The organism is Microcoleus sp. K1-B1, from assembly GCF_036704705.1.
Lineage (GTDB): Bacteria > Cyanobacteriota > Cyanobacteriia > Cyanobacteriales > Microcoleaceae > Microcoleus.
On the sequence record NZ_JAUBSH010000067.1, the window covers coordinates 1 to 20503 of the forward strand.

Consider the following 20503-nt stretch of genomic DNA (forward strand, 5'->3'; position numbering starts at 1 on the left):
GTGGCGGTTTATCAAATATCAATGGCTCGAAATAGATGCCTACTCTAGCTGGCAATCTCTTGTTTCATCTGTAGAAATAATTCTTAAAGAATTTGGAGATAATTATGTAATTAATTTTGCTTAACTACTTATGTTAACGGCGGGCTTTCCTGCCCAACCCCTACTCCCCACAAGAGGAAAAATTTATTTTACTCTGCAATTTAAATGCGGATTAGCTTCTTGATTTCGCTAACCTTATGATTAGTAATTATAGCCATGATTAATCGGTTAATGGGGATATAGCAACCGCCTTGGCGGTTTCTATACTAGCGTGTGTTTTTTATTCAAACTGACAACAATGATTTTTTGTATCGGAGGCTGAATATGGATAATTTATCGGACAATTCAGCAGATAAAACACAATATATTGGTTTATGAAGTCGGGGCGGGAACTTGCACCCGCCCTTTAGATATTCGGTTAACCGTACTCAAATAGCCACTTTAACGCGAGAACATTACCGCCCACTCTTCGTCGTTGATTTCAATATACAAAATTGCGATCGGCACAGACAGAGCCATTGCCGAGTTATCGGGTATTAGTGACTTCCCTTCATTCCCTGTAAGCAAAAATTAGGTATAATTGGTGAGTGCGTATGATGATAAAAGTTTAAAAAAAGAATCGCCAGGGAGGGAATAAGCCAACCCCGATAGTGATTAGTCATTACTCCTCTCAAATCTCAAATCTCAAATCTCAAATTGTATGAGCTACATCAAGATATTGACCGCAAAATAAAACAGCACAATAAACGGGCCACTTGTTCTGATTAGTAAAGTAGCGAAACGAATAAGAAATTAGGGCATAATGTTGTGAAAGATGGAACAGGGTATGGAACTAAATTTACAAAATTTTTATAGCGCCTGCAATCCCAGCTACACCCTGGCAGTAGCAAATCAAAAAGACCGACAATACTATATCGATTTCTCTTCAGTGCGGGGCGGCACAATCGTCGAACAATTGGAGCGCACCATCAGCCGTCTGTCCCCCGATGCACCTACCTGTCAATTATTCACAGGTCACATCGGCTCTGGTAAATCAACAGAATTGCTGCGGCTGCAAGCTCAATTGCAGCAACAAGGATTTCATGTTGTTTACTTTGAGTCGAGTAAAGACTTAGACATGGCAGATGTCGATATCACTGACATTTTGTTGAGCGTTGCTCGTCAGGTGAGCGAAAGCATTGAGAAAATGAAAATCAAGCTGCAACCGACGGGTTTTAAAGCTTTGCTTAAAGGAGTTGCTGATGTTTTTCAAACTCAAATAGACTTGAGCGCTGAAGCTAATATCCCTGGTTTTGGGGAAATAAATGCCAGCACGGAGGGAGAGTTTTCTCTGGCGCTGGGAATTGGCAAAATTACTGCTAAGGCGAAAGATGCTCCGAATCTGCGATCGGAGTTGAGGCAATATTTGGAGCCGCGAACTAACGTAATTTTAGATGCGCTTAATAAGGAGTTGCTAGAACCGGCTAATCAAGAACTCAAACGCCAAGGGAAACAAGGACTTGTAGTAATTATCGACAATCTCGATCGCATACACCTGTGCGCGAAACCGACGGGGCGACTGCAGCCGGAATACCTGTTTGTCGATCGCGGCGAACAATTGGCAAGACTAAATTGCCACGTCGTGTATACAATTCCTTTGGTGCTGATTTTCTCTAACGATTTGGGCCAGTTGACCAATCGATTTGGGGTAGATCCAAAGGTTTTGCCGATGGTGCCGGTGCAGTTGAGCGACGGTTCTGAGTGCTCTGAGGGTGTGGAATTGCTGCGGCAGATGGTTCTGGCGCGGGCTTTTCCGACGGTGCATCCTTCGCAGCGCTATGCTTTGGTGGGCAAAGTTTTCGACTCTGCGGAAACTCTCGATCGCCTGTGTCGAGTCAGCGGTGGTCATGTCCGCAATTTGCTGCAACTACTGTATGGCTGTCTGCAGAAACAAGACCCTCCTCTGTCGCGGGAAACTTTGGAAAATGTGATCATCCAGCGCCGCCACCAGCTTACTTTGGCGATCGAACCTGATGAGTGGCAATTGCTGCGCCAAGTATCCGTTACCAAAACTGTGAACGGAGAAACTAAATACCAAATATTGCTGCGGAGTCTCTGGGTGTTTGAATACCGTTACGGCGAAGATTATTGGTTTGATGTCAATCCGATTTTGGCTGACGCCAAAGAGTTTCGGCAAACAGTTGAGAGTTGACAGTTGACGGTTGAGAGTTGACTGTTGACGGTTGAGAGTTGACTGTTGATGGTTGAAATCGCTCTTCGGTCAAACGAAGTTCACTTCTAGCGGACTAAAGAATAAGGGCGTTATTGTAGCAGGATGTGCTATGAAAACTAACAACAGTCAACAGTCAACTCTCAACAGTCAACAGCATTGCCCGATCAACAGTCAACCGTTAACAGTCAACAGTCAACACTCCACTAACAAAAATGATTAAAGGCACTACTAAACTGTTAGGAGTAATTGGTCATCCCGTCGAACATTCTCTGTCGCCGGCGATGCACAATGCTGCTATTTCCCACTTGGGAGTCGATTTTGTTTACTTGCCGTTTCCGGTAAAACCAGGGGATTTAAAAGCTGCTCTTGCAGGATTTGCGGCGATCGGCGTTCGGGGATTTAGCATCACGATTCCGCACAAACAAGCAATCCTACCGCTGTTGTCGGAAGTTTCCCCGATCGCCCGAGCGATCGGCGCAGTCAATACCGTATACCTGACTGACAAAGGTTGGTGCGGCACAAATACTGACGTTGAAGGCTTTCTCGCGCCGCTGCAAACGGGGGTTTTTCAAACTTTCCAATCAGATTCAGATCCCCCCCAGCCCCCCTTAACAAGGGGGGAGAATTCACTCAAAGTCCCCCTTCTTAAGGGGGATTTAGGCGGATCTCCGGGTTCCGATTGGAGTCAGAAAGTAGCAGTAATTTTGGGAAATGGCGGGGCGGCGAGAGCTGTTGTGGCTGGATGCGCTCAATTGGGATGTGCACAGATTCACGTTGTCGGCCGCAGCGAACAAAATTTAGCGGAATTTCAGCAAAGTTGGGTCAATTCTCCGATGCCCGTGCAGAATTTGCAAGTACATACTTGGGAGAATTTGTCAATGTTAATCTCGCAGGCAGATTTGTTGGTGAACACGACGCCTGTGGGGATGTATCCGCAGGGGGAAAAGTCGCCGGTTGCGGCTGGTGAGATCGATCGAATTTCAGCAGGTGCGATCGTCTATGATTTAATTTACACCCCTAATCCTACCCAGTTTCTCAAAGATGCACAGCTTCGGGGAGCGCGAGCTATTGACGGACTCGAAATGCTAGTTCAACAAGGAGCAGCCGCCTTAAAAATTTGGCTGGATCAAGAATCCGTCCCAGTTGATGTGATGCGCCAAGCCTTGCGAGAGCATTTAGGTCTAGATTAATGCCATTTCTTCAAAAAGTAGCTGTAGTTTTCAGAATTCCTATAAGCAGGAATTTGAGGCCCAATTCGCGCTAAGCTGAGAATTAAAATATACTTGCCCCGCCATTTATGAAATTTCGAGCTATCAGCCTTTTTTTTGCTACTTGCCTAATCGGAATTTTTAGTTTGGTATTCACTCCACCTGCTTGGGCTTTGACGCAGATTAAACTTTCAGACCTTTCTTATCGCGAATGTCCGGCAGAAATGGGAGAAGGCACAGTCACCAGCGGCAGTTCTATGGAAGCTACCTGCTTTTTGATTACTGGGAAAGCTGAAAATAGCACCGGCAAACCAGTTGTCAATGCCGATATTTTCGGCCGCATTTATGATGCTGACGACAATCCGGTGATGCAAAACCGCACTCGCTTGGGTTCTATAGAAGAAGTTCCTCCCGGAGTTAGCGATTTTCAGCTCAGAATTTCCGTTGCAGCCAATCAACGAACACCTTTGAAACTCAAGCAATTTAAAGCTACAGGTTTTACTGGCGTGGTTCGCCGCTAACGAAACTATTGGATATTTTGGGTTGGCTGCCCGTGAAATTGCGATGCAGTTTTCGATTTTCGATTGTTGAGTGGCCGGCAATTTCTCATTTCTAATTTACGATTAACTCCCCAGCTTTTCAACCGGGGAGTTAATCTAAAAATGTCAAATCTAAAATTTAGTTGCCGGCAGCTAGGTCGGCCAAACAATTTACGCTCGATGCTTAAAAACTTAAGCTTTTCAAACTACAAGGATGTTTGCAAGCTGGTCAAAAGACCGATCAAGAATTCCGCTCCGAACTGAAGTACAAAAAACGCAATCAGTGGTGAAAAGTCAATCCCTCCCAAGGGGGGGATAATCGAGCGGAATAGATTGAGGTAAGGATCTGTTAACTGACTCAAAATCGAAAACGGGGGGTCGTACCAATTGATGTTAGGGAACCAGCTTAACAGCACCCGAATAATCATCAGGGCTACATAGATTTGCAGAAATGTGGACAGCGTGGTTGCCAAAAGGCCTATTGAAGAACTCATAAATTTTGCTTGTAGTTTGAGTAAAGTTTACAGACACTTTAACTGTGAGTTTAGCATAGCTGGAGGAGTGATAGAGGAGGGAGAGGGCAGGGCTGTTTCATTCTCTTGTAGGGGCAATCCCACGCCCGGTTGCCCCTATATCTGAAACCCCGATGCGCTCGTCTATGGGCCAGGGCGGGCACTCTTGGCACCGCCCCTACAAAATCTTGGTTTTTCTGATAATGAAACCGCCCTGGGGGAGAGGGGGAGCATCAGGCTGTTTACGGGCGGGCAGGATAGGATACTCAATCCCTACTCCCCACAATAAAATTCACTGTTTGTGGCACAGGGCCAAAAGCCAGTGCTTGAGAATGGCGCAAGATGTTAGTAGCCGGCATTGAGCTGCCAGACTAATCTAAAATTTTAAATGGATTCAGGAGTCTTGGGCGATCGAACCCTCGCTACCGGGCGCCGGCGCGTTGCCGTTTACGTCGCCGAGTTGCAGTCGCACGTCATCTATTGCCTGATTTAGCTGGGCAATTTTATCTTCTAAACTCAGCCTTGCTACTTCCATCCCTTCGGCTTCGAGTTGGCTGGCTTTCCTCTGGCGGATTTTTCTGGTTTTTGCGTCTGAAGGTTCACTCAGCAAAGCTTCAGCAGCGCGCCTGGACAGCACCGCGCCCAAAACTGCACCCACCAAGCCGCCAACGGCAGCTCCGGCAATAAATCCCCCTGTAAAACCCTCTCGATTACTCATAGCTCAACTCAACTGCGCGATATTTCCTTGATTTGTTTATTTTGACACTCTCCCGGTGAGAAACCAGGAGATTGTTAGTTCTCAGGTAGGCGTTGCACAATTTGAGGAGGATGGTTGTGGGGTGTCCAGCCTGCTGTGAAAATACACGCCTTCGGGATCAGTGGCCCATCCCCCAAAACAATCAAAATCATCTCGCAATTATGCAACACCGTCAGGTAAGGCGACAATTCCGACTTCAGAGTTAAAGCGGATCATTTCCAAAGATCGATCGCCATACAAATCTTCAATGTGTTCCAAGCAGCACTCGATCGCGAAATCGTTCAATTCAGCAGGCTCAACGCCGTACATTTCCTGAAACACCTCTGAGTCTACCCGACAAAAGCGCGGGCGATCGGCGTAAATTCCGCATTCTCTGGTAGTTTTGTCAAAATTGATACACCAACCGTCCTCTCCGACTAAGCTCAAATAGACCGCTAATTCGTCTTCAGATAAATACTCGTCTAAGTCGGGGCGCTCTGTTGGGTCGAGGTAACAACAAGCACCGCACTGCTTTACACAACGCCAAGTAGCCATAGTTTGATTTTAGATTTTAGATTTTAGATTTTAGATTTTAGATTCGGAGCATAATCGGGGAAATGCCAAACTTTAAGAGATTGGGGCTCTTAAAGTATATCAATTGCCAGCGCCGGAGACGGAGATTGCGAAGGGGGGGTTCGATTTTAGATTTTAGATTGGGGGGACTTTCCGGGAAGGGGCATCAAGTCCTTGGTTTCTTGTGACTGAGAGGTGGATCGTAGTTTACATTTTGTTGAATTTTGTAAAGTTCCTTAAAAAATATGGTCGATCGCCCGGTAAAATCAGAAGCGGATTTTCTAATGCAACAATCTAGACTTAATCACTACAGTCAGGAGGACAAATGGACTTTATAACCGATCTTTTCAGTGGTCTGGGTGGTGTAGACTACCAACTCATTGTTCAGGTAGCTTTACTCGCAGCCGTCGTGCTTTCTGGCCCGATCGTGATTTTTCTCTTGGCAGCTAAAGGCGGCGACCTGTAATTATAGCACGCTCCGGGGCGATCGATAGTTGGGAGTTTTGAGTTTTAAATTATTCAAAATTCACAAGGCTCGATCGCCAATTTTCCCTGCTGCACTAGCTTTGTGATCAAATACCCAGGGCGTGTTTAGCAGTTTGAATCAAATTCTCAAAAAAAGGTAGAGATACATCGACTTCTCTAGCATCTTTGCGGGAGTTACCTAACAAACCGATGTTTTGTCCGGGTGAAACAGCCAAAACTTGTCCTTGAGAGTTGCGAATTCTCAATTCCTCGATCGAGCCTGCAGGAGACAGACTGCAAGAATAAGTGCGATCGCAATAATCAAACTCAACTTTTCCGAACCTCGGTGGCCTCGAAGTAGCAGCATTTGCGGGCAGCCGGACACCCAACAATTCTAACTCAACCGATGTCTTGCCATTAAAACTATTTTCCCGCAATCGGTAAGCAATATCAACCCGCCGAGGCAAAGGAAAATATTCGCCCCAACGCCAAGCAATCGCCTTCACACTAGCCGATACATTTCCATCTTGATTTGCAGTTAGTTTAACGTGACCTCCTTTACCAACAATTTTCTGTTCAGTTATGCAAACATTAGGCGTCCAAAATACAGGAGCCTTATTTTCAATCCCGCAAGGTTCCAGAGCATCAATTTGTCGGTAAAGGTCGAGATTAATCTCAGCCAAATCGGCTCGCACGTCAACTGAAACCAGCGGTTTTAAGTGTTCCGGCTGCAAACATTGATTGGCAAAAATTGACAATTGGCTGCGGAATTGTTCGAGATTCTCAGCCGGCATAGAAAAACCGCCCGCCGCTTTGTGTCCGCCAAATTTAGTTAATAAATCAGCGCAAAAATTCAGCCCGTCAAATACATTAAACTCAGGAATTCCCCTCGCCGAACCCCGCACAAGTTTATGGGATACCGCCCCTACAGCCTTGTTTTCCCCAGCCTCATCCTCAAAAGTACCAATAAACACAGGTACGCCGTAGCGTTCCACTAACCGAGAAGCCACAATCCCGATCACCCCGTGATGCCAACCGGGCTGCACGACAACTAAAACTCGTTCTTGCTGCAAATCGAGATCACTTTTCTCGCACCAAGCGATGGCTTCCTGCTCAATTTCCTGGCACAACTCCTGCCTGCGCTGATTGATTTGTTCGCACTGAATCGCGTTTTTGAGAGCCAATTCGCGATCGTCCGTAGTCAGCAACTCTATCACAATTTGAGGGTCAGCCAGCCGCCCCACAGCATTAATCCGGGGCCCCAGCCTAAAACCAATATCTTCAGGCTTTAAGGAATTATTAGTTTTATTTTGTGAGTTGAGAATTGAGGGACTTTCCGCACTTCCCGGCTGCACTCCCGCCACCTGAATCAAAGCCTGAATCCCCGCCAATTGCGAGTGAGGCAACAGCCGTAAACCACGCTTTACCCAGCGCCGATTAACTCCTGTCAAAGGTGCTAAATCCGCAATAGTTCCCAACGTGAATAACTCCAGCAGCGGATTCACCAACCCCCCAACTTTCTGCATATCCTGAGCCAAAGTAATAGCCAAAACATAAGCAACACCTACGCCAGCCAAACCGCGATAAGGCGAAGATTCTGCAATTAATTTCGGGTTGAGAATAGCATCAGCCGGCGGCAGTTTTGGTGGCAAGTCGTGGTGGTCTGTAATAATAACTTTGACACCGAGTTCTCGCGCCCTGGCAACCGGGCCGTAGGCGGCTATTCCGTTGTCAACCGTGAGAATGAGAGCGACACCTTCCGAGTGAAATTCTTCTACAATGCGATCGTTAATCCCATAACCTTCTCGCATTCGGCTGGGAATAGCATAATCCACATTCGCCCCCAGAGCCCTGAGAGCGCGTAACAACAAAGCCGTGCTCGTCATCCCGTCAGCATCGTAGTCGCCGCAAATCGCAATTTTTTGCCCTCCCGAAATCGCCTCCCGCAACAATTTGACACTCGCAGCCAAATCGGGAAACTCATCTTTTGGTGGGGGCAAAACCAGAGATTCCGGTTCGATAAACCCTTGCACTTCTTTAACCGAATCGATGCCCCGGTTAATCAGCACCTGTGCCAGCAAGGGCGACAAACCGATTTCTGTGGCAAACTGTTCTGCTTGCTGTGTTTGAGGCGAATAAATTTGCCACCGTTGGTTTGGCAATCGGTGAAAATGCGGGGGTACAGATGTCGGTCGCTCTTGCACGGAAGCTGAGGTTTAAAGATACATGATTAATCTTACCTAATTAAGTCCCTCCGTCAATCAATTGTAGATTTGAGATTTTAGGTTTTAGATTGAGCGTAAAGATGAGTTTTTTGGGTAAAATCCAAAGGTTGTTTGTAGGAAAGCTTTTTTCGGAAGCTCTCACCCCACCCCAATAGGGATAAAAGCCCTGCCAACAGTCATGGAGACCAAAAAATTTTAGACCAAAGTTCAAACGCCCCAGATTTCTCTGTGGAGTCAATCTAAAATCTCGAATCTCAAATCGACTGGTGGGAGCCGAAGAACAAAGTCTAGCAAGCATTTGCGCCGCCGGTGTTAGGGCGGGGCTAATTTAATTTAATTAGGAGACTTGCATGAGTGGCGATCGACCACCTTGGTTTAAAATTGCATTACAGGTTCGGGGGTCTGTCATTCCCTCAATTTTGCCCCGCGTTTTGCTGTGCGGCGGCTTTGGAGTTCTTATTTCCCTGCTGCACTTTTTAAAGTGGCCGGTTTCCTTACCAATTTTGTCGAGTATTGTACCGAGTATTGTCCTGGGTCTACTGTTAGTTTTTCGGACAAATACAGCCTACGAAAGATTTTGGGACGGTCGAAAAATGTGGGGAACTTTAGTCAACAACGTCCGCAATTTGGCGCGCCAAATCTGGGTGGCAATTGAGGAAAAAGACCCGCAGGATATCGAACTCAAAAAGTCAGTCCTGCGCCTGTTACCCGCCTTTGCAGTGGCCCTAAAACTGCACTTGCGGCAAGAATCAGTCAATCCAGAGTTGGAGCCGTTAATGTCCCCAGCGCACTACCAAAAGCTCAAGTCGATGAACAATCCGCCTCTAGAAATTGCCTTTTGGATTGAGGATTACTTGCACGAGCAGTATGAGGGCAATTGCGTTGATGTCTATCAGTTAACTGCTATGAAGGAGTTGATCAACTCTATGATTGATGTATTAGGTGGCTGCGAGCGGATTTTGAAGACGCCTATCCCTTTGGCTTACGCGATTCACCTGAAACAACTATTGTTGCTTTACTGTTTAGCCCTGCCCTTCCAAATGGTGAAAGATTTGGGTTGGGGAACCGGCTTAGTTGTGGCTTTAATTAGTTTTACTTTGTTCGGTATCGAAGAAATCGGTATTGAAATAGAAAATCCCTTTGGGCACGATGACAATGATTTGCCTTTGGACAATATTTGTGCTGCCATGCAGCGAAATATCGACGATTTAATTTCTTTATCTCCTAGCGTTCACGAACACGTGAAAGATAAGTAAATTCATTCCTTTTTAGATTTTAGATTTTAGATTGGTACATAAAATCTAAAATCTAAAATTTTCTGGTTAATTTTTAACAAGAAACCGCATTAACCCCGCTAATACTAACAATACAGGTGTCAGCCAATCTCCCCAGCACACGTACAAAGTTCGAGTTTGCCGCCGATAAATAGTAGCATCTCGGACTTCATAGGTATTAATTCCAGACTTCCAAACCGTCTCGCCGCGAGGATTTACAAAAGCAGAGTAACCCGTATTAGTTGCGATAACTGCCCATCTATCAGTTTCAATTGCCCGCATCACATCTAGAGCGTGATGTTGATCCAACATCGGCGGTTTATAATGGGCATTGTTGGAAGCGGTAATCATAAATTCGCCTCCATGCGCCGCCTGATATCGGAAGATTTCTGAAAACGCCGAATCGTAACAAATTCCGACAATGGCGCGACCAAACGGCGTATCAAACAATTGTTTAGAATTGCCGGGTACTAAATGAGCATCTAAGGGAGAAAGCCGATTAATAATCCCGCCTAAGATTTCGTAAAAAGGGATATATTCGCCTAAAGGCACTAGCTTTAGTTTATCGTAGCGACCGACAATTTCTCCAGTGCGATCGATCGCCAATAAGCTGTTAGTGATACTATTCTCTTGCTCCCCGAATCCTCCAATCCAAGCCACCACACCGCGTTCGAGAATAGCTTGATAAAAGGAAAGAGTAGAACGTTGATACTCGTTTGTCCAGATAAAAGGCAAAGCGGTCTCTGGAATTAACACAGCATCGACTTTTCTGTCTGCTAACTGTTTGTATCCAGTGGTGTAACCTTCCAAAGCGCGCCGCCAACCCCCTGAGTCAAACTTAATCTCGTTAGGAATATTGCCTTGAATAATGCCAATTTTTAAAGCGGTTGCAGCTTCTTGATTCAAAGGGCGATTGTACAAACTCCAGCCTGCAATATGCAAAACTAAAAATAAACCCGCAGGCAAAATATAAGCAACCGACTTCTTCCCTCGGACTTCTCCCTTCTTACCTCGGACTCTCTCCTGCTTCCATCCATCCGTTACATCCGTTACATCCGTTACACAATCCGTTGCCGAACTTCCTTCTTCCTTCTTCCTTCTTCCTTCAATAAAAGCTTCTGCGATTAAGCCATTTACTGCTACAATAGCGGCTGTTACTGCGCTGGGCCCGGAGAGTTGACCGAGGTGCAATATTGCTAAATTGTGGGGGCTTTGGGTATATGATAGGGATGTCCACCACAGCGAACCTGTACTCCAAATACTTTCTAAGGCGCACCACAAAGCTGTGCCAATTAAAACGCGAATCACAGGCAAGATGCCTGTGCCACTAATTTTTTGGGAAATCACAGGCAAGATGCCTGTGCCACTAATTTTTGGGGAAATAACAGGCAAGATGCCTGTGCCACTAATTTTGGAAATTGCGATCGCAAATAGCCACGCCCAAACGGCGACTAAGGCTGCTCCCCAGAGGGTGATGAATGCCCAGCAAAAAAGTGCGATCGCCAAACTCGGCCACCAAGGAACTCCCAACCAAGTCATCGGGTGAATTCCCATAATCCAAGATAAAGCTAATCCGTGATAGCCAATTCCCCAGAGTGAAGGAAGAAGGAAGAAGGAAGAAGGAAGAAGGAAGAATTTTTGTTTTTGTTCTTCTATTTTTGGCTTTTGATAACTGACAACCAAAATCCACAGGGGAGCTAATGCTACCCAAGCCAATAGCCAAGCATTTACTGGTGCGGTTGTCAATGCCATCAAAATGCCGCTGAAAAGTGCGATCGCCCAGGCTAATGTTTTTGATTTATGAACCGCAAGTGTTTCAAATTTGTGCCTGTTAAATATCGCCACTTTGATGATTGCCAAAAATAATAATTCTTAATCAATATATCAGATCGATCGAGAAGAAGAAAGCTCGGAAACGCGCAGTGTACGGGATTTAACAGATTTAACGGATTTAACTCACATCTTGCACCCTTTTCAAGAACAGGCAAGATGCCTGTTCCACAAAGAGTTAGTTTTCTTGTGGAACAGGCATCTTGCCTGTTCCTAAACAATTAATTGAGAATGGTGCAACATCTCAGATTTAACGGATTTAACCGAAAAAAATCTCTCAAATTCTACTTGCCCAAACAAAAAGCGCCCCTATTTCTAGGAGCGCTTTTTGTTAATCAAAGGCTAAATTTAGCCGTTGATGGAAGGAGCAACCATTGCTACGGGAGTTGTTTCACCAGCAGCCAAGTCGAGGGGGAAGTTGTGAGCGTTGCGCTCGTGCATTACTTCCATACCCAGGTTAGCGCGGTTGATGACATCAGCCCAAGTGTTGATCACGCGACCTTGCGAGTCGATAACCGATTGGTTGAAGTTGAAACCGTTCAAGTTAAACGCCATCGTGGAAATACCCAAAGAGGTAAACCAGATGCCGACTACTGGCCATGCACCTAACAAGAAGTGCAAAGAACGGCTGTTGTTAAAGCTCGCGTATTGGAAGATTAACCGACCGAAGTAGCCGTGGGCTGCAACGATGTTGTAGGTTTCTTCTTCTTGACCGAATTTGTAACCGTAGTTCAAAGATTCAGTTTCACTTGTCTCGCGAACCAAGCTAGAGGTAACAAGAGAACCGTGCATGGCGGAGAACAGAGCACCGCCGAAGACACCAGCTACTCCCAACATATGGAAGGGGTGCATCAGGATGTTGTGCTCGGCTTGGAACACGATCATGAAGTTGAATGTGCCGGAGATACCCAAGGGCATACCGTCAGAAAAGCTGCCTTGTCCGATCGGGTAAATCAAGAATACTGCGGTTGCTGCTGCAACTGGTGCAGAGTAAGCGACGCAGATCCAAGGACGCATACCTAAACGGTAGGACAGTTCCCATTCACGACCCATGTAGCAGAAAATGCCAATCAGGAAGTGAAATACTACCAATTGGTAGGGGCCGCCGTTGTACAACCATTCGTCTAAGGAAGCAGCTTCCCAGATGGGATAGAAGTGAAGCCCGATCGCATTCGATGAAGGAACAACAGCACCAGTAATGATGTTGTTGCCGTACATCAAGGAACCAGCTACTGGTTCGCGGATGCCGTCGATGTCCACTGGAGGAGCAGCGATGAAGGCGATGATGTAGCAGATGGTGGCACTCAGCAAGGTGGGAATCATCAAGACGCCGAACCAACCCACATAAATGCGGTTTTCGGTGCTAGTTACCCACTCGCAGAACCGTTCCCAAACGTTGCCGCTTTCGCGACGCTGTACGGTTGTTGTCATTTGGTTTATGATGGCTTAATTGAATTTTCAAGGTTCATTGTGGGGATGCCCCACGCTTATATTAGTAACACCAATCACTAAAGTTTGCCAAGGGATTACTGCTAACAATTTAAAGATTTTACAAACATTTACAAAAACTGAATTATTAGTAAATATTTGTATTATTTTACAAAGTAAAATTACACACCAAACGGGTTAAATACAGCGGCCAGAAGAACTGAATCTAGTTTCTGTAGCTTGGTTCAGCAGTTCGAGCAATTTTTTTTTGTTCAGGTCGATTCTCTTTCTATTTAAATATCTGTTAATTAGGTCGTGAACAGATAATTTTTAATATTTATTTACATATAATCGGTGGATTCTGCGAGTGTAATTTTTTATCGGGAGAATAGTGAAAACCGGGTTTCTAGTGCGGGCTGCATTCTCAATAATCTCCAATCAACCGGGTTTATTGACGAAAAAAGAAACCCGGTTTCTGAGGCGCTTGGCAATAGAAATCAACCGGGTTTCTGAGGATGAGTCCGCAAGTTCGGCGTAAAAATTAGGATTTAGCCTGGGGGCCAGTTCATCTGCCGACCGCCGAGAATGTGAAGGTGCATGTGGTCTACAGTTTGGCCGCCGTCGCTGCCGCTATTAATGACGACGCGATAGCCGTTGCTAAGTCCGAGTTGTTCTGCTACCCGTTTGACAGTCAGCAGCAAGTGCCCCATGAGAGCATGATCTCCCGACTCGGCATCGGCTAATTTGGCAATAGGCTGTTTGGGAATGACGAGGATGTGGACGGGTGCTTGCGGATGGATATCTCGGAACGCGAGGGCCAAGTCGTCTTCATAAACGATGTCTGCGGGAATCTCTTTGCGGATGATTTTGCTGAAAAGCGTTTCTTGAGTTGTCATGGGTGTTAACGAAGTTCGGCAACGGATTGTGTAACGGATGTAACGGATGTAACGGATGTCGGGAAGAGGGAAGAGGTAAGACCCAGCAGGAGAGAAGGAAGAGGAGAAAAAGAAGAGGCAAGGAAAAGTTTTTCTTGCCTCTTCCGATATTCATTAGTCATTGTTAATCATAATAGATGATGAATCAAGGACAGGCAAATTAAGGATAAAGAAAAATGCTTGCTAGGGTTTGGAGTGCATCGATCGTTGGAATTGACGCGGTAAAGGTTGGTGTTGAGGCTGATGTGTCAGGCGGGCTACCGAAAATTGTGGTTGTGGGATTGCCCGATTCTGCGGTGCAAGAAGCTAAAGAAAGGGTTAAGGCTACGCTAAAAAATTCGGGATATGCTTTTCCGATGCGGAGTATTGTGATTAATTTGACTCCGGCGGATTTGCGAAAGGAGGGGCCGAGTTTTGATTTGCCGATCGCCATTGGCATTTTAGCAGCATCGGAACAAGTCAGCGCTGAACTTTTGGGAGATTATTTGTTTTTAGGGGAACTTTCTTTAGATGGGAGTTTGCGGCCTGTGGCTGGGGTTTTGCCGATCGCCGCTGCTGCTCAAAAAATGGGTATTTCAGGATTAGTTGTACCGGCTGGTAACGCGCAGGAAGCGGCTTTGGTGCACGGAATATCTGTTTATGGTTTTGAGAATATTTTTGCAGTTACTGATTTTTTGAACAATCCTCAAGTTTATTCGCCTGTAGAAGTAAACGGTCGAGAAGAGTTAGCAAAAACGCGGTTTCCGGGTCTAGATTTAAAGGATGTAAAGGGGCAAATTCACGCGCGGCGGGCTTTGGAAATTGCGGCGGCGGGGGGACACAATTTAATTTTTGTAGGGCCGCCAGGGAGCGGTAAGACTATGTTGGCGAGGCGTTTGCCGGGTATTTTGCCGCCGCTGACTTTTGATGAAGCTTTGGATGTAACTCAGATTCATTCGGTGGCGGGGTTGTTGAAGGATAAGGGAAGCTTGGTGGGCGATCGACCTTTTCGCAGTCCTCACCATTCAGCATCCGGCCCTTCTTTGGTAGGTGGCGGCAGTTTTCCGCGTCCGGGTGAAATTTCTTTAGCACATCGCGGCATTCTTTTTTTGGATGAATTAACTGAGTTTAAAAGAGATGTTTTGGAGTTTTTGCGACAACCGCTGGAAGATGGTTATGTGACGATTTCTCGGACTAGACAATCGGTGATGTTTCCGGCGCAATTCACTTTAGTTGCTAGTACGAATCCTTGCGCTTGCGGTTATTACGGCGATTCGATTCAACAGTGTACTTGTTCGCCACAAAAGAGGGAGCAATATTGGGCAAAACTTTCGGGGCCTTTGATGGATCGGATTGATTTGCAAGTGGCGGTTAATCGTTTGAAGCCCGAGGAAATTACGCGACAGCCGACGGGGGAGGAGTCGGAACCGGTGCGGGTGAGGGTGCAGCGGGCGCGGGCGATCGCTACTCGCCGTTTTCAGTCGGAATCTAGTTTGCGCTGTAATGCGGAAATGAAAAGCAGTCACATTAACAAATGGTGTCAGTTGGATGATGCTTCTCGGAATTTATTGGAGATGGCGATTCGGAAATTGGGGCTTTCGGCGAGGGCTAGCGATCGCATTTTGAAGGTTGCTAGAACTATTGCTGATTTGTCGGGGGATGAAAGCTTGAAAACGAATCATGTGGCGGAGGCGGTGCAGTATCGGACGATCGATCGGATGCAGTAAGTCAGCAACGGCTCAAAAGACACAATATCCCCATCCCCGACTTCTTAAAGAAGTTGGGGATTTAACAGTTGATGCGGCGATTTAAATTGCTTCTAAACATACGAAGCCCCAGCAGAGGGGGACTAAGGGCTTAAGGGGGTATTTAAGCTGGATTGATGTTGTCCAATTATTTAATTGAGCCAGTGAAACGCCCCGATGTTCCCATGTTGATTGTCTGATTTTGTGTGGCATGGTGCCAGTATCAGTTGTGACAGTTGTGTAAGTTATGTTAGTGTTAGATTGGGAATGCGACAGCAAACCAAGGCCGCAGTTAAAGTGGCGATCGAGGAAGCTTTAGAGCAACTGCCCGAAAGCTAATCAACTGAAGTGTATCAGCGCAAATATCAAGAGTTTTATCAGCACGTCTACGAATCTTATTCTGAGGCTACACGCAGTATTTAGACCACTGCAGCTTGAAGCTGGTGTCAATGACACCCACCCACAGCTTTTGTCAAAAATCCCTCATAATTTAATCAAAAATTCATCAAGTTTTTACCCACTTTTTGTCATTTTTACTGTAATTTATGATACCGATCGCCCAAGTTGCCCGAATCTCCACAACGGCCGAATTTTTAATATTTAATTTCTCGCTCTCCCTCTCCCTCCTTCTCCCTCGCTCTTCCTCCCTCTTTCTCTTTCCCTGGCCCCCTCTCCCTGTTTCACCATAAAATTTGAAATTTTTGAGTGACAAATCATGGCATGATCGCAGCGCGTTTTGATACCATGCAATCAAGCGCAAGACAATCAGGGAATGCACTGGAGGTGTGTAAATGGAGCTTTTCGCAGAACAAAAACGGTGCTTGGATTGCTTGGTAAGCTCGATCGAGCAATTGGGAGGTCAAGTAGACATTCCAAAGCTGGAGCAGATAGCTGAGCTAATTATTCAAACGATGAGAGGGCCTTGGCGCTACTTTCACACGTCGGAACACATTTTTGAGGTCGGGGGGTCAGTCGATCCGATCGAGGTGCTGGCTGCACTGTTTCACGACCTCGTGTACGTGCAAGTCGATCAGGGCGTTAGTTTCAATATTAGCAGCGCCCTTTGTCCTTTTGTCAAAGAGGTGCGATCGCAGTTAGTTATTAGAGATGAAACCGAACTGCCCGACGATGCCATGTATCACCTAGTGGCCTCAGTATTTGGGTTTATTCCCGGCAAGACTCTCTCTCCGTTTGCCGGTCAAAACGAATTTTTGAGTGCCGTTATTGCTGCCAAATCTTTGGAGCCTTTTTTGCCAGCTAGTACGATCGCTGAGATCACAGCTTGCATCGAAGCTACTATCCCTTTTCGTCCCGTTTCGCCCAGTGGTTTGAGCGCGATCGAACTTTTGTACCAGCGTTTGGTAAGTATAAATCGCGATTTTAACTTGGGATGGAGCGATACCCAAACCGTAGAAATTGTCAAGCGAGCGGTCAGGTTAGCCAATCGGGATGTAGAGAATTTTGCCTCTCCCAATTCTTCTAATTTCTTAGACAATACCTGGAACTTGATGCCAGAAACCAACCACGAATTGACCAATGTTAATTCCTATACTGTTGCCGGATATCGCAAGTCTCTGCAAAAAATGGAAGGATTTTTGAACTTCCTCAAACCCGAACTGGTTTTCCAGCAGTTTATGCAAGAGCCGGACGATGAAACCTACGCTAACCTGATTGCCAGAACGCGCAAAAATATCGAAGTTGCTAAACTTTATCTGGGGATCAAGCTAATTACCATCGCCATTTTAGAAGCTCTTTCCTACCGTTTGGGGCGCGATATTCCGCTTTCAACTATGATGGGAGAATTGCGCGCACCCGGATTTAAAACCTCGGTTTTGGAGGATTACTTGCCCAACAAACAGATCGCTTACCCATTAGAAACTCAGTTGGAAAAAGAGGTTTTAAATTTGTTAGCAATAGGGCGAAATCAAGAATCTCCCTATGATATTAAAAACTCTCCCGTAGCTACGTTTATTATCAAATCTATCGGCTTTGCTGAAACAGAAAACTTTTTGAAGAAAGCTCAAGAGTTTTTTGCCGGTCATATTTCGTCGGAAGAGTTTCTCTCTTACTGTTCTCCCGATGTCATCGAGACCATCTCCTCCGGCGTGATGAAACTCTTTGATAGCAGAAAGACGGCTTTAGGGAAAGTTAAATTAGTTCACCAAACAGTTTCTTAGGATAGGTTGGCAAAATCTTAAAACGTTTTCCATTGCAGAAACCTGGTTTCTTGAGTTCAGCCACAATGTGCGGTTAGTCTGAGATGTTGCATTACTCTCGCTTAACAGGCTTTCGCGCCTGTTTCACAAAGAATGAGTTTTCTTGTGGGGAGTAGGGGCTGGGCAGGAGAGCCCGCCTATAGCAGGCTGATTGATAATGGTGCAAGATTTCAGTTTAAACCATAAAAAAAGTCCTCTTTAACTAATATGTTGCACCATTCTCAATAAGCCTTTTATGAACAGGCTTTTCGGTCTGTTCTTGAGAATGGTGCCAGATATCAGCTTTAAAGGACTTTAGCTATGAGTCTGGGGTTTGAACCCGTGGCGGACTAATTCGACATCAAACTTTTATTGTGGTGAACCAGCCGCACCCTCTGCGCCGGAGTTGCTATCAGGTACACCCGTATCCGTAGGATTAGACTCGCTCCGGCTTTCGGTATTAGTTTCACCGCTAGTACCTGCTCCAGAAGCACCATCATCTTGAGTTGGAGATGGAGTAACTGAACTCTCAGGTGCTGGAGTTGGCGGAGTGGAAGCTGGCTCCCTCTGCGAATTCGGAACTGTAGTATTGGTATTATTTGACGGCGAAGATGGAACCGGCGCTGCTTGCTGAGCGGGTGCATCTTGCTGCTGTGAATTTGGAATTGTAATATTGATATTGGGAGACGGATTTGCTTGAGGAGCCGGAGTTGCCTGTTGAGCTGGACTTGGTTGAGGAGTCGGCGTAGCGTTTTGAGCTGGAGATGGTTGAACCGGAACAACCTTTTCAATGATCGTTTTTTCTCTCTCTATAGTCCGAGTCGGAGCAGGTGTTGCTGAAGGTTGATTCGCTTTCGGTACAACAATCACAGGAGCAGAAGCAGGAGTAGGAGCCTCCTCACCCCGATTGAAGTAATATACACTGCCCAGAACTAAGCCTGTCAAAGAAGCAAGAAGAATTCCTAACAGTAACCCGCGACCCGCATTCTCGTTATCGCGGACTTCTTGGACTCCAAGTTGGCGGTGGTTTTCCGCCATTTGACCCTGTACATAACCTTGGTGATGAGCTGCTTCTTTAGAAGCCTTCGCCGTTGTACTCGGAACACTTGTAGTAGTTCGCGTTGTACTGACGTGACCGTTAGTTGCATCGGTGTGAACTTCTTGATGAATTTCACGGCTAGAGCTATTTTCTTCGTTAGGTTTCATAATTATCTTCGCCACAACTATTCAAAAAATATTGTCTGTAGGAGATGCTCTGGTTGGAAAACTTGAGCTAAGCTGTTGAGCATTTAAATCACTTATTTCGATTTACTGTCAAGATTCAGGTGTAAGCGTTGGGTGTTTCGCTCATGAGTTTAAATGCTTAACAGCTTTCTGCTTAGGGAGTTTAGAGAACTTTTGGTTTTTCCTTCATTTGTATCCAATCTAACTCGTTAAGGTATTAACCAGGCTCTACCCCCAGAGTGATTCCCAAGGCCCCAAAGGCATAGAATTAGCCGGATTTCAACAAAGAATATCGGCTACATGAGTTATTTATAATGCTGGCTGTGCAAGGATATAGCAATCTTAAATTAGTCATAAAAAATTACGACTAATTTAGGATTGCTATATTTATAAAGCCCGTTTGTGCTTGAAATGTGTTTAAGTCCGGTTAGATAGCCAAAATTAAGTTTTTAGTAGTAATAAAAACAAGTTTTTTCTCATCTACCAAGAGAGGATAGTCGTACTCACTACCAACAAGCTTTATTACGGGATATTAACCGGACAGGAGCCTTACTAACAACTGAATTTTTTTTATTCTGTTCTTTCAATGATGATGGTCATGTGAGCGACTAATGCACCTATCGCTCCTACTGCTGCAATGACTGGAAACAATGCCGCACCGATTACTCCACCGACTACTCCCACTGTTAAAGGAACTTCTACTAAGATCCGTCCCTCTTCATTTTTGATAATGATGCGGCGGATATTTCCTTCGTGAATCAATTCTTTAACTTTAGCAACCAAATCGTCGCCGTTAATTTTTACCTCCTCGACGCTAACTTTTTCCTGAGTATAAGCAGGGGTTTCTAGAGGAGTCGTTTCAAAATTAACCTCAGCACCTTTTTGGGCAGAAACTTTTTCAGATACAGGTATTGATTCGAGTTCTCTTGTCCCGACTGGCTCTTGTGCGCGATCTGTAGGTGTGTCCATTTTTTGTTCTCCTTTTAGGTAAAAGTATTTTTGTATAGAATTATATTGAAATATAACACGCAACTTTTTTTGAATCAATCATTCTTTTGGGTGATCTTGCTGCTGCTGTCGTGATTTTATCAAGGTATGATGATGAAAATTCTCTCACTCTCTCGCTTCTGGGCTTATCCCATCTGTCCCTATCTCCTTGTGCCGTTTAGTTAACTGTCTGCTTCTGGCCCTCGCACCGCCTAACCCTTGAAAAACTTCCAATCCAGATAACGAAAGGATGAGAGCGACTTTTACACTCTCAGAGACTCAGACTCAACAGGTGTACAGGTTGAAATACTGACATTGTACTGAAAGTACGATCGTCCCGCCGTGTATACAATTACCACCTCTCGTTCGGGAAACCGCACATGGAAACCGTCGCTTA

General features: G+C 45.6%; 16 protein-coding genes and 1 pseudogene. 8 read left to right on the plus strand and 9 right to left on the minus strand.

Features of this window, described 5'->3' with window-relative positions:
* From QUA83_RS21295 to QUA83_RS21310, 4 genes and pseudogenes are all read left to right on the plus strand, one after another.
* Positions 1-124: pseudogene (locus QUA83_RS21295) on the plus strand (IS630-like element ISAcma34 family transposase); the annotation flags it as partial.
* Between the two features lie 741 nt (positions 125-865).
* Entirely contained in the window at positions 866-2230 is a 1365-nt protein-coding gene (locus QUA83_RS21300) for a P-loop NTPase fold protein (protein ID WP_333295645.1), read from the plus strand.
* Positions 2231-2463: 233 nt separating this feature from the next.
* Positions 2464-3441: a shikimate dehydrogenase gene (locus QUA83_RS21305; protein WP_333295646.1), complete on the plus strand. Its 978-nt coding sequence runs from the start codon at positions 2464-2466 to the stop codon at positions 3439-3441.
* 107 nt (positions 3442-3548) lie between these two features.
* On the plus strand, positions 3549-3980 hold the full coding sequence (locus QUA83_RS21310) for a hypothetical protein (RefSeq protein ID WP_190657424.1): 432 nt from the start codon (positions 3549-3551) through the stop codon (positions 3978-3980).
* Positions 3981-4204: 224 nt separating this feature from the next.
* Here QUA83_RS21310 and QUA83_RS21315 read toward each other — a convergent pair whose 3' ends face one another.
* The 3 genes from QUA83_RS21315 to QUA83_RS21325 all read right to left on the minus strand — a co-directional run bounded on the left by QUA83_RS21315 (position 4205) and on the right by QUA83_RS21325 (position 5801).
* Positions 4205-4492 (minus strand): YggT family protein, encoded by a 288-nt coding sequence (locus QUA83_RS21315; protein WP_333162866.1) that lies wholly within the window; start codon positions 4490-4492, stop codon positions 4205-4207.
* 412 nt (positions 4493-4904) lie between these two features.
* On the minus strand, positions 4905-5228 hold the full coding sequence (locus tag QUA83_RS21320; RefSeq protein ID WP_333295647.1) for a hypothetical protein: 324 nt from the start codon (positions 5226-5228) through the stop codon (positions 4905-4907).
* Between the two features lie 198 nt (positions 5229-5426).
* The gene (locus QUA83_RS21325) at positions 5427-5801 is read right to left on the minus strand and encodes a YkgJ family cysteine cluster protein (protein ID WP_333295648.1); all 375 of its coding nucleotides are present in this window, start codon (positions 5799-5801) and stop codon (positions 5427-5429) included.
* A gap of 343 nt (positions 5802-6144) precedes the next feature.
* On the opposite strand from QUA83_RS21325, the gene psb30 reads away from it, so the two are divergent.
* A complete protein-coding gene (psb30, locus tag QUA83_RS21330) occupies positions 6145-6285 on the plus strand; it encodes a photosystem II reaction center protein Ycf12/Psb30 (RefSeq protein WP_015175616.1) in 141 nt (46 codons plus the stop codon).
* Between the two features lie 106 nt (positions 6286-6391).
* On the opposite strand, the gene recJ is transcribed toward psb30, so the two are convergent.
* Complete coding sequence (recJ, locus tag QUA83_RS21335; RefSeq protein ID WP_333295649.1) at positions 6392-8488, minus strand: single-stranded-DNA-specific exonuclease RecJ; 2097 nt, start codon at positions 8486-8488, stop codon at positions 6392-6394.
* A gap of 371 nt (positions 8489-8859) precedes the next feature.
* Between recJ and QUA83_RS21340 the strand changes: the two genes are divergently transcribed.
* On the plus strand, positions 8860-9765 hold the full coding sequence (locus QUA83_RS21340) for a bestrophin family ion channel (RefSeq protein ID WP_333295651.1): 906 nt from the start codon (positions 8860-8862) through the stop codon (positions 9763-9765).
* A 66-nt stretch (positions 9766-9831) separates the two neighbouring features.
* On the opposite strand, the gene lnt is transcribed toward QUA83_RS21340, so the two are convergent.
* From lnt to QUA83_RS21355, 3 genes are all read right to left on the minus strand, one after another.
* Positions 9832-11628, minus strand: coding sequence for an apolipoprotein N-acyltransferase (lnt, locus tag QUA83_RS21345; protein WP_445301798.1), 1797 nt, complete (start codon positions 11626-11628; stop codon positions 9832-9834).
* 333 nt (positions 11629-11961) lie between these two features.
* Positions 11962-13044: a photosystem II q(b) protein gene (gene psbA / locus QUA83_RS21350; RefSeq protein ID WP_333295652.1), complete on the minus strand. Its 1083-nt coding sequence runs from the start codon at positions 13042-13044 to the stop codon at positions 11962-11964.
* A 545-nt stretch (positions 13045-13589) separates the two neighbouring features.
* Positions 13590-13937: a histidine triad nucleotide-binding protein gene (locus tag QUA83_RS21355; protein ID WP_333153812.1), complete on the minus strand. Its 348-nt coding sequence runs from the start codon at positions 13935-13937 to the stop codon at positions 13590-13592.
* Positions 13938-14152: 215 nt separating this feature from the next.
* Between QUA83_RS21355 and QUA83_RS21360 the strand changes: the two genes are divergently transcribed.
* Complete coding sequence (locus QUA83_RS21360) at positions 14153-15682, plus strand: YifB family Mg chelatase-like AAA ATPase (protein WP_333295653.1); 1530 nt, start codon at positions 14153-14155, stop codon at positions 15680-15682.
* 809 nt (positions 15683-16491) lie between these two features.
* Positions 16492-17877, plus strand: a complete 1386-nt coding sequence (locus tag QUA83_RS21365; RefSeq protein WP_333295655.1) for a hypothetical protein — start codon at positions 16492-16494, stop codon at positions 17875-17877.
* A gap of 387 nt (positions 17878-18264) precedes the next feature.
* Here QUA83_RS21365 and QUA83_RS21370 read toward each other — a convergent pair whose 3' ends face one another.
* Positions 18265-19101, minus strand: a complete 837-nt coding sequence (locus tag QUA83_RS21370; RefSeq protein ID WP_333295657.1) for a hypothetical protein — start codon at positions 19099-19101, stop codon at positions 18265-18267.
* Between the two features lie 588 nt (positions 19102-19689).
* Positions 19690-20088, minus strand: coding sequence for a DUF4342 domain-containing protein (locus QUA83_RS21375; protein ID WP_333295658.1), 399 nt, complete (start codon positions 20086-20088; stop codon positions 19690-19692).
* Between the last annotated feature and the right edge of the window lie 415 nt (positions 20089-20503).

What these genes read in the sequence shown, in the direction of transcription:
- QUA83_RS21375 (WP_333295658.1), bottom strand. Translation starts at nt 20,088, where the DNA reads ATGGACACACCTACAGATCGCGCACAAGAGCCAGTCGGGACAAGAGAA.
- QUA83_RS21300 (WP_333295645.1), top strand. Translation starts at nt 866, where the DNA reads ATGGAACTAAATTTACAAAATTTTTATAGCGCCTGCAATCCCAGCTAC.
- QUA83_RS21370 (WP_333295657.1), bottom strand. Translation starts at nt 19,101, where the DNA reads ATGAAACCTAACGAAGAAAATAGCTCTAGCCGTGAAATTCATCAAGAA.
- psb30 (WP_015175616.1), top strand. Translation starts at nt 6,145, where the DNA reads ATGGACTTTATAACCGATCTTTTCAGTGGTCTGGGTGGTGTAGACTAC.
- QUA83_RS21305 (WP_333295646.1), top strand. Translation starts at nt 2,464, where the DNA reads ATGATTAAAGGCACTACTAAACTGTTAGGAGTAATTGGTCATCCCGTC.
- QUA83_RS21315 (WP_333162866.1), bottom strand. Translation starts at nt 4,492, where the DNA reads ATGAGTTCTTCAATAGGCCTTTTGGCAACCACGCTGTCCACATTTCTG.
- QUA83_RS21360 (WP_333295653.1), top strand. Translation starts at nt 14,153, where the DNA reads ATGCTTGCTAGGGTTTGGAGTGCATCGATCGTTGGAATTGACGCGGTA.
- QUA83_RS21340 (WP_333295651.1), top strand. Translation starts at nt 8,860, where the DNA reads ATGAGTGGCGATCGACCACCTTGGTTTAAAATTGCATTACAGGTTCGG.
- QUA83_RS21320 (WP_333295647.1), bottom strand. Translation starts at nt 5,228, where the DNA reads ATGAGTAATCGAGAGGGTTTTACAGGGGGATTTATTGCCGGAGCTGCC.
- QUA83_RS21355 (WP_333153812.1), bottom strand. Translation starts at nt 13,937, where the DNA reads ATGACAACTCAAGAAACGCTTTTCAGCAAAATCATCCGCAAAGAGATT.
- QUA83_RS21365 (WP_333295655.1), top strand. Translation starts at nt 16,492, where the DNA reads ATGGAGCTTTTCGCAGAACAAAAACGGTGCTTGGATTGCTTGGTAAGC.
- QUA83_RS21310 (WP_190657424.1), top strand. Translation starts at nt 3,549, where the DNA reads ATGAAATTTCGAGCTATCAGCCTTTTTTTTGCTACTTGCCTAATCGGA.
- QUA83_RS21325 (WP_333295648.1), bottom strand. Translation starts at nt 5,801, where the DNA reads ATGGCTACTTGGCGTTGTGTAAAGCAGTGCGGTGCTTGTTGTTACCTC.
- psbA (WP_333295652.1), bottom strand. Translation starts at nt 13,044, where the DNA reads ATGACAACAACCGTACAGCGTCGCGAAAGCGGCAACGTTTGGGAACGG.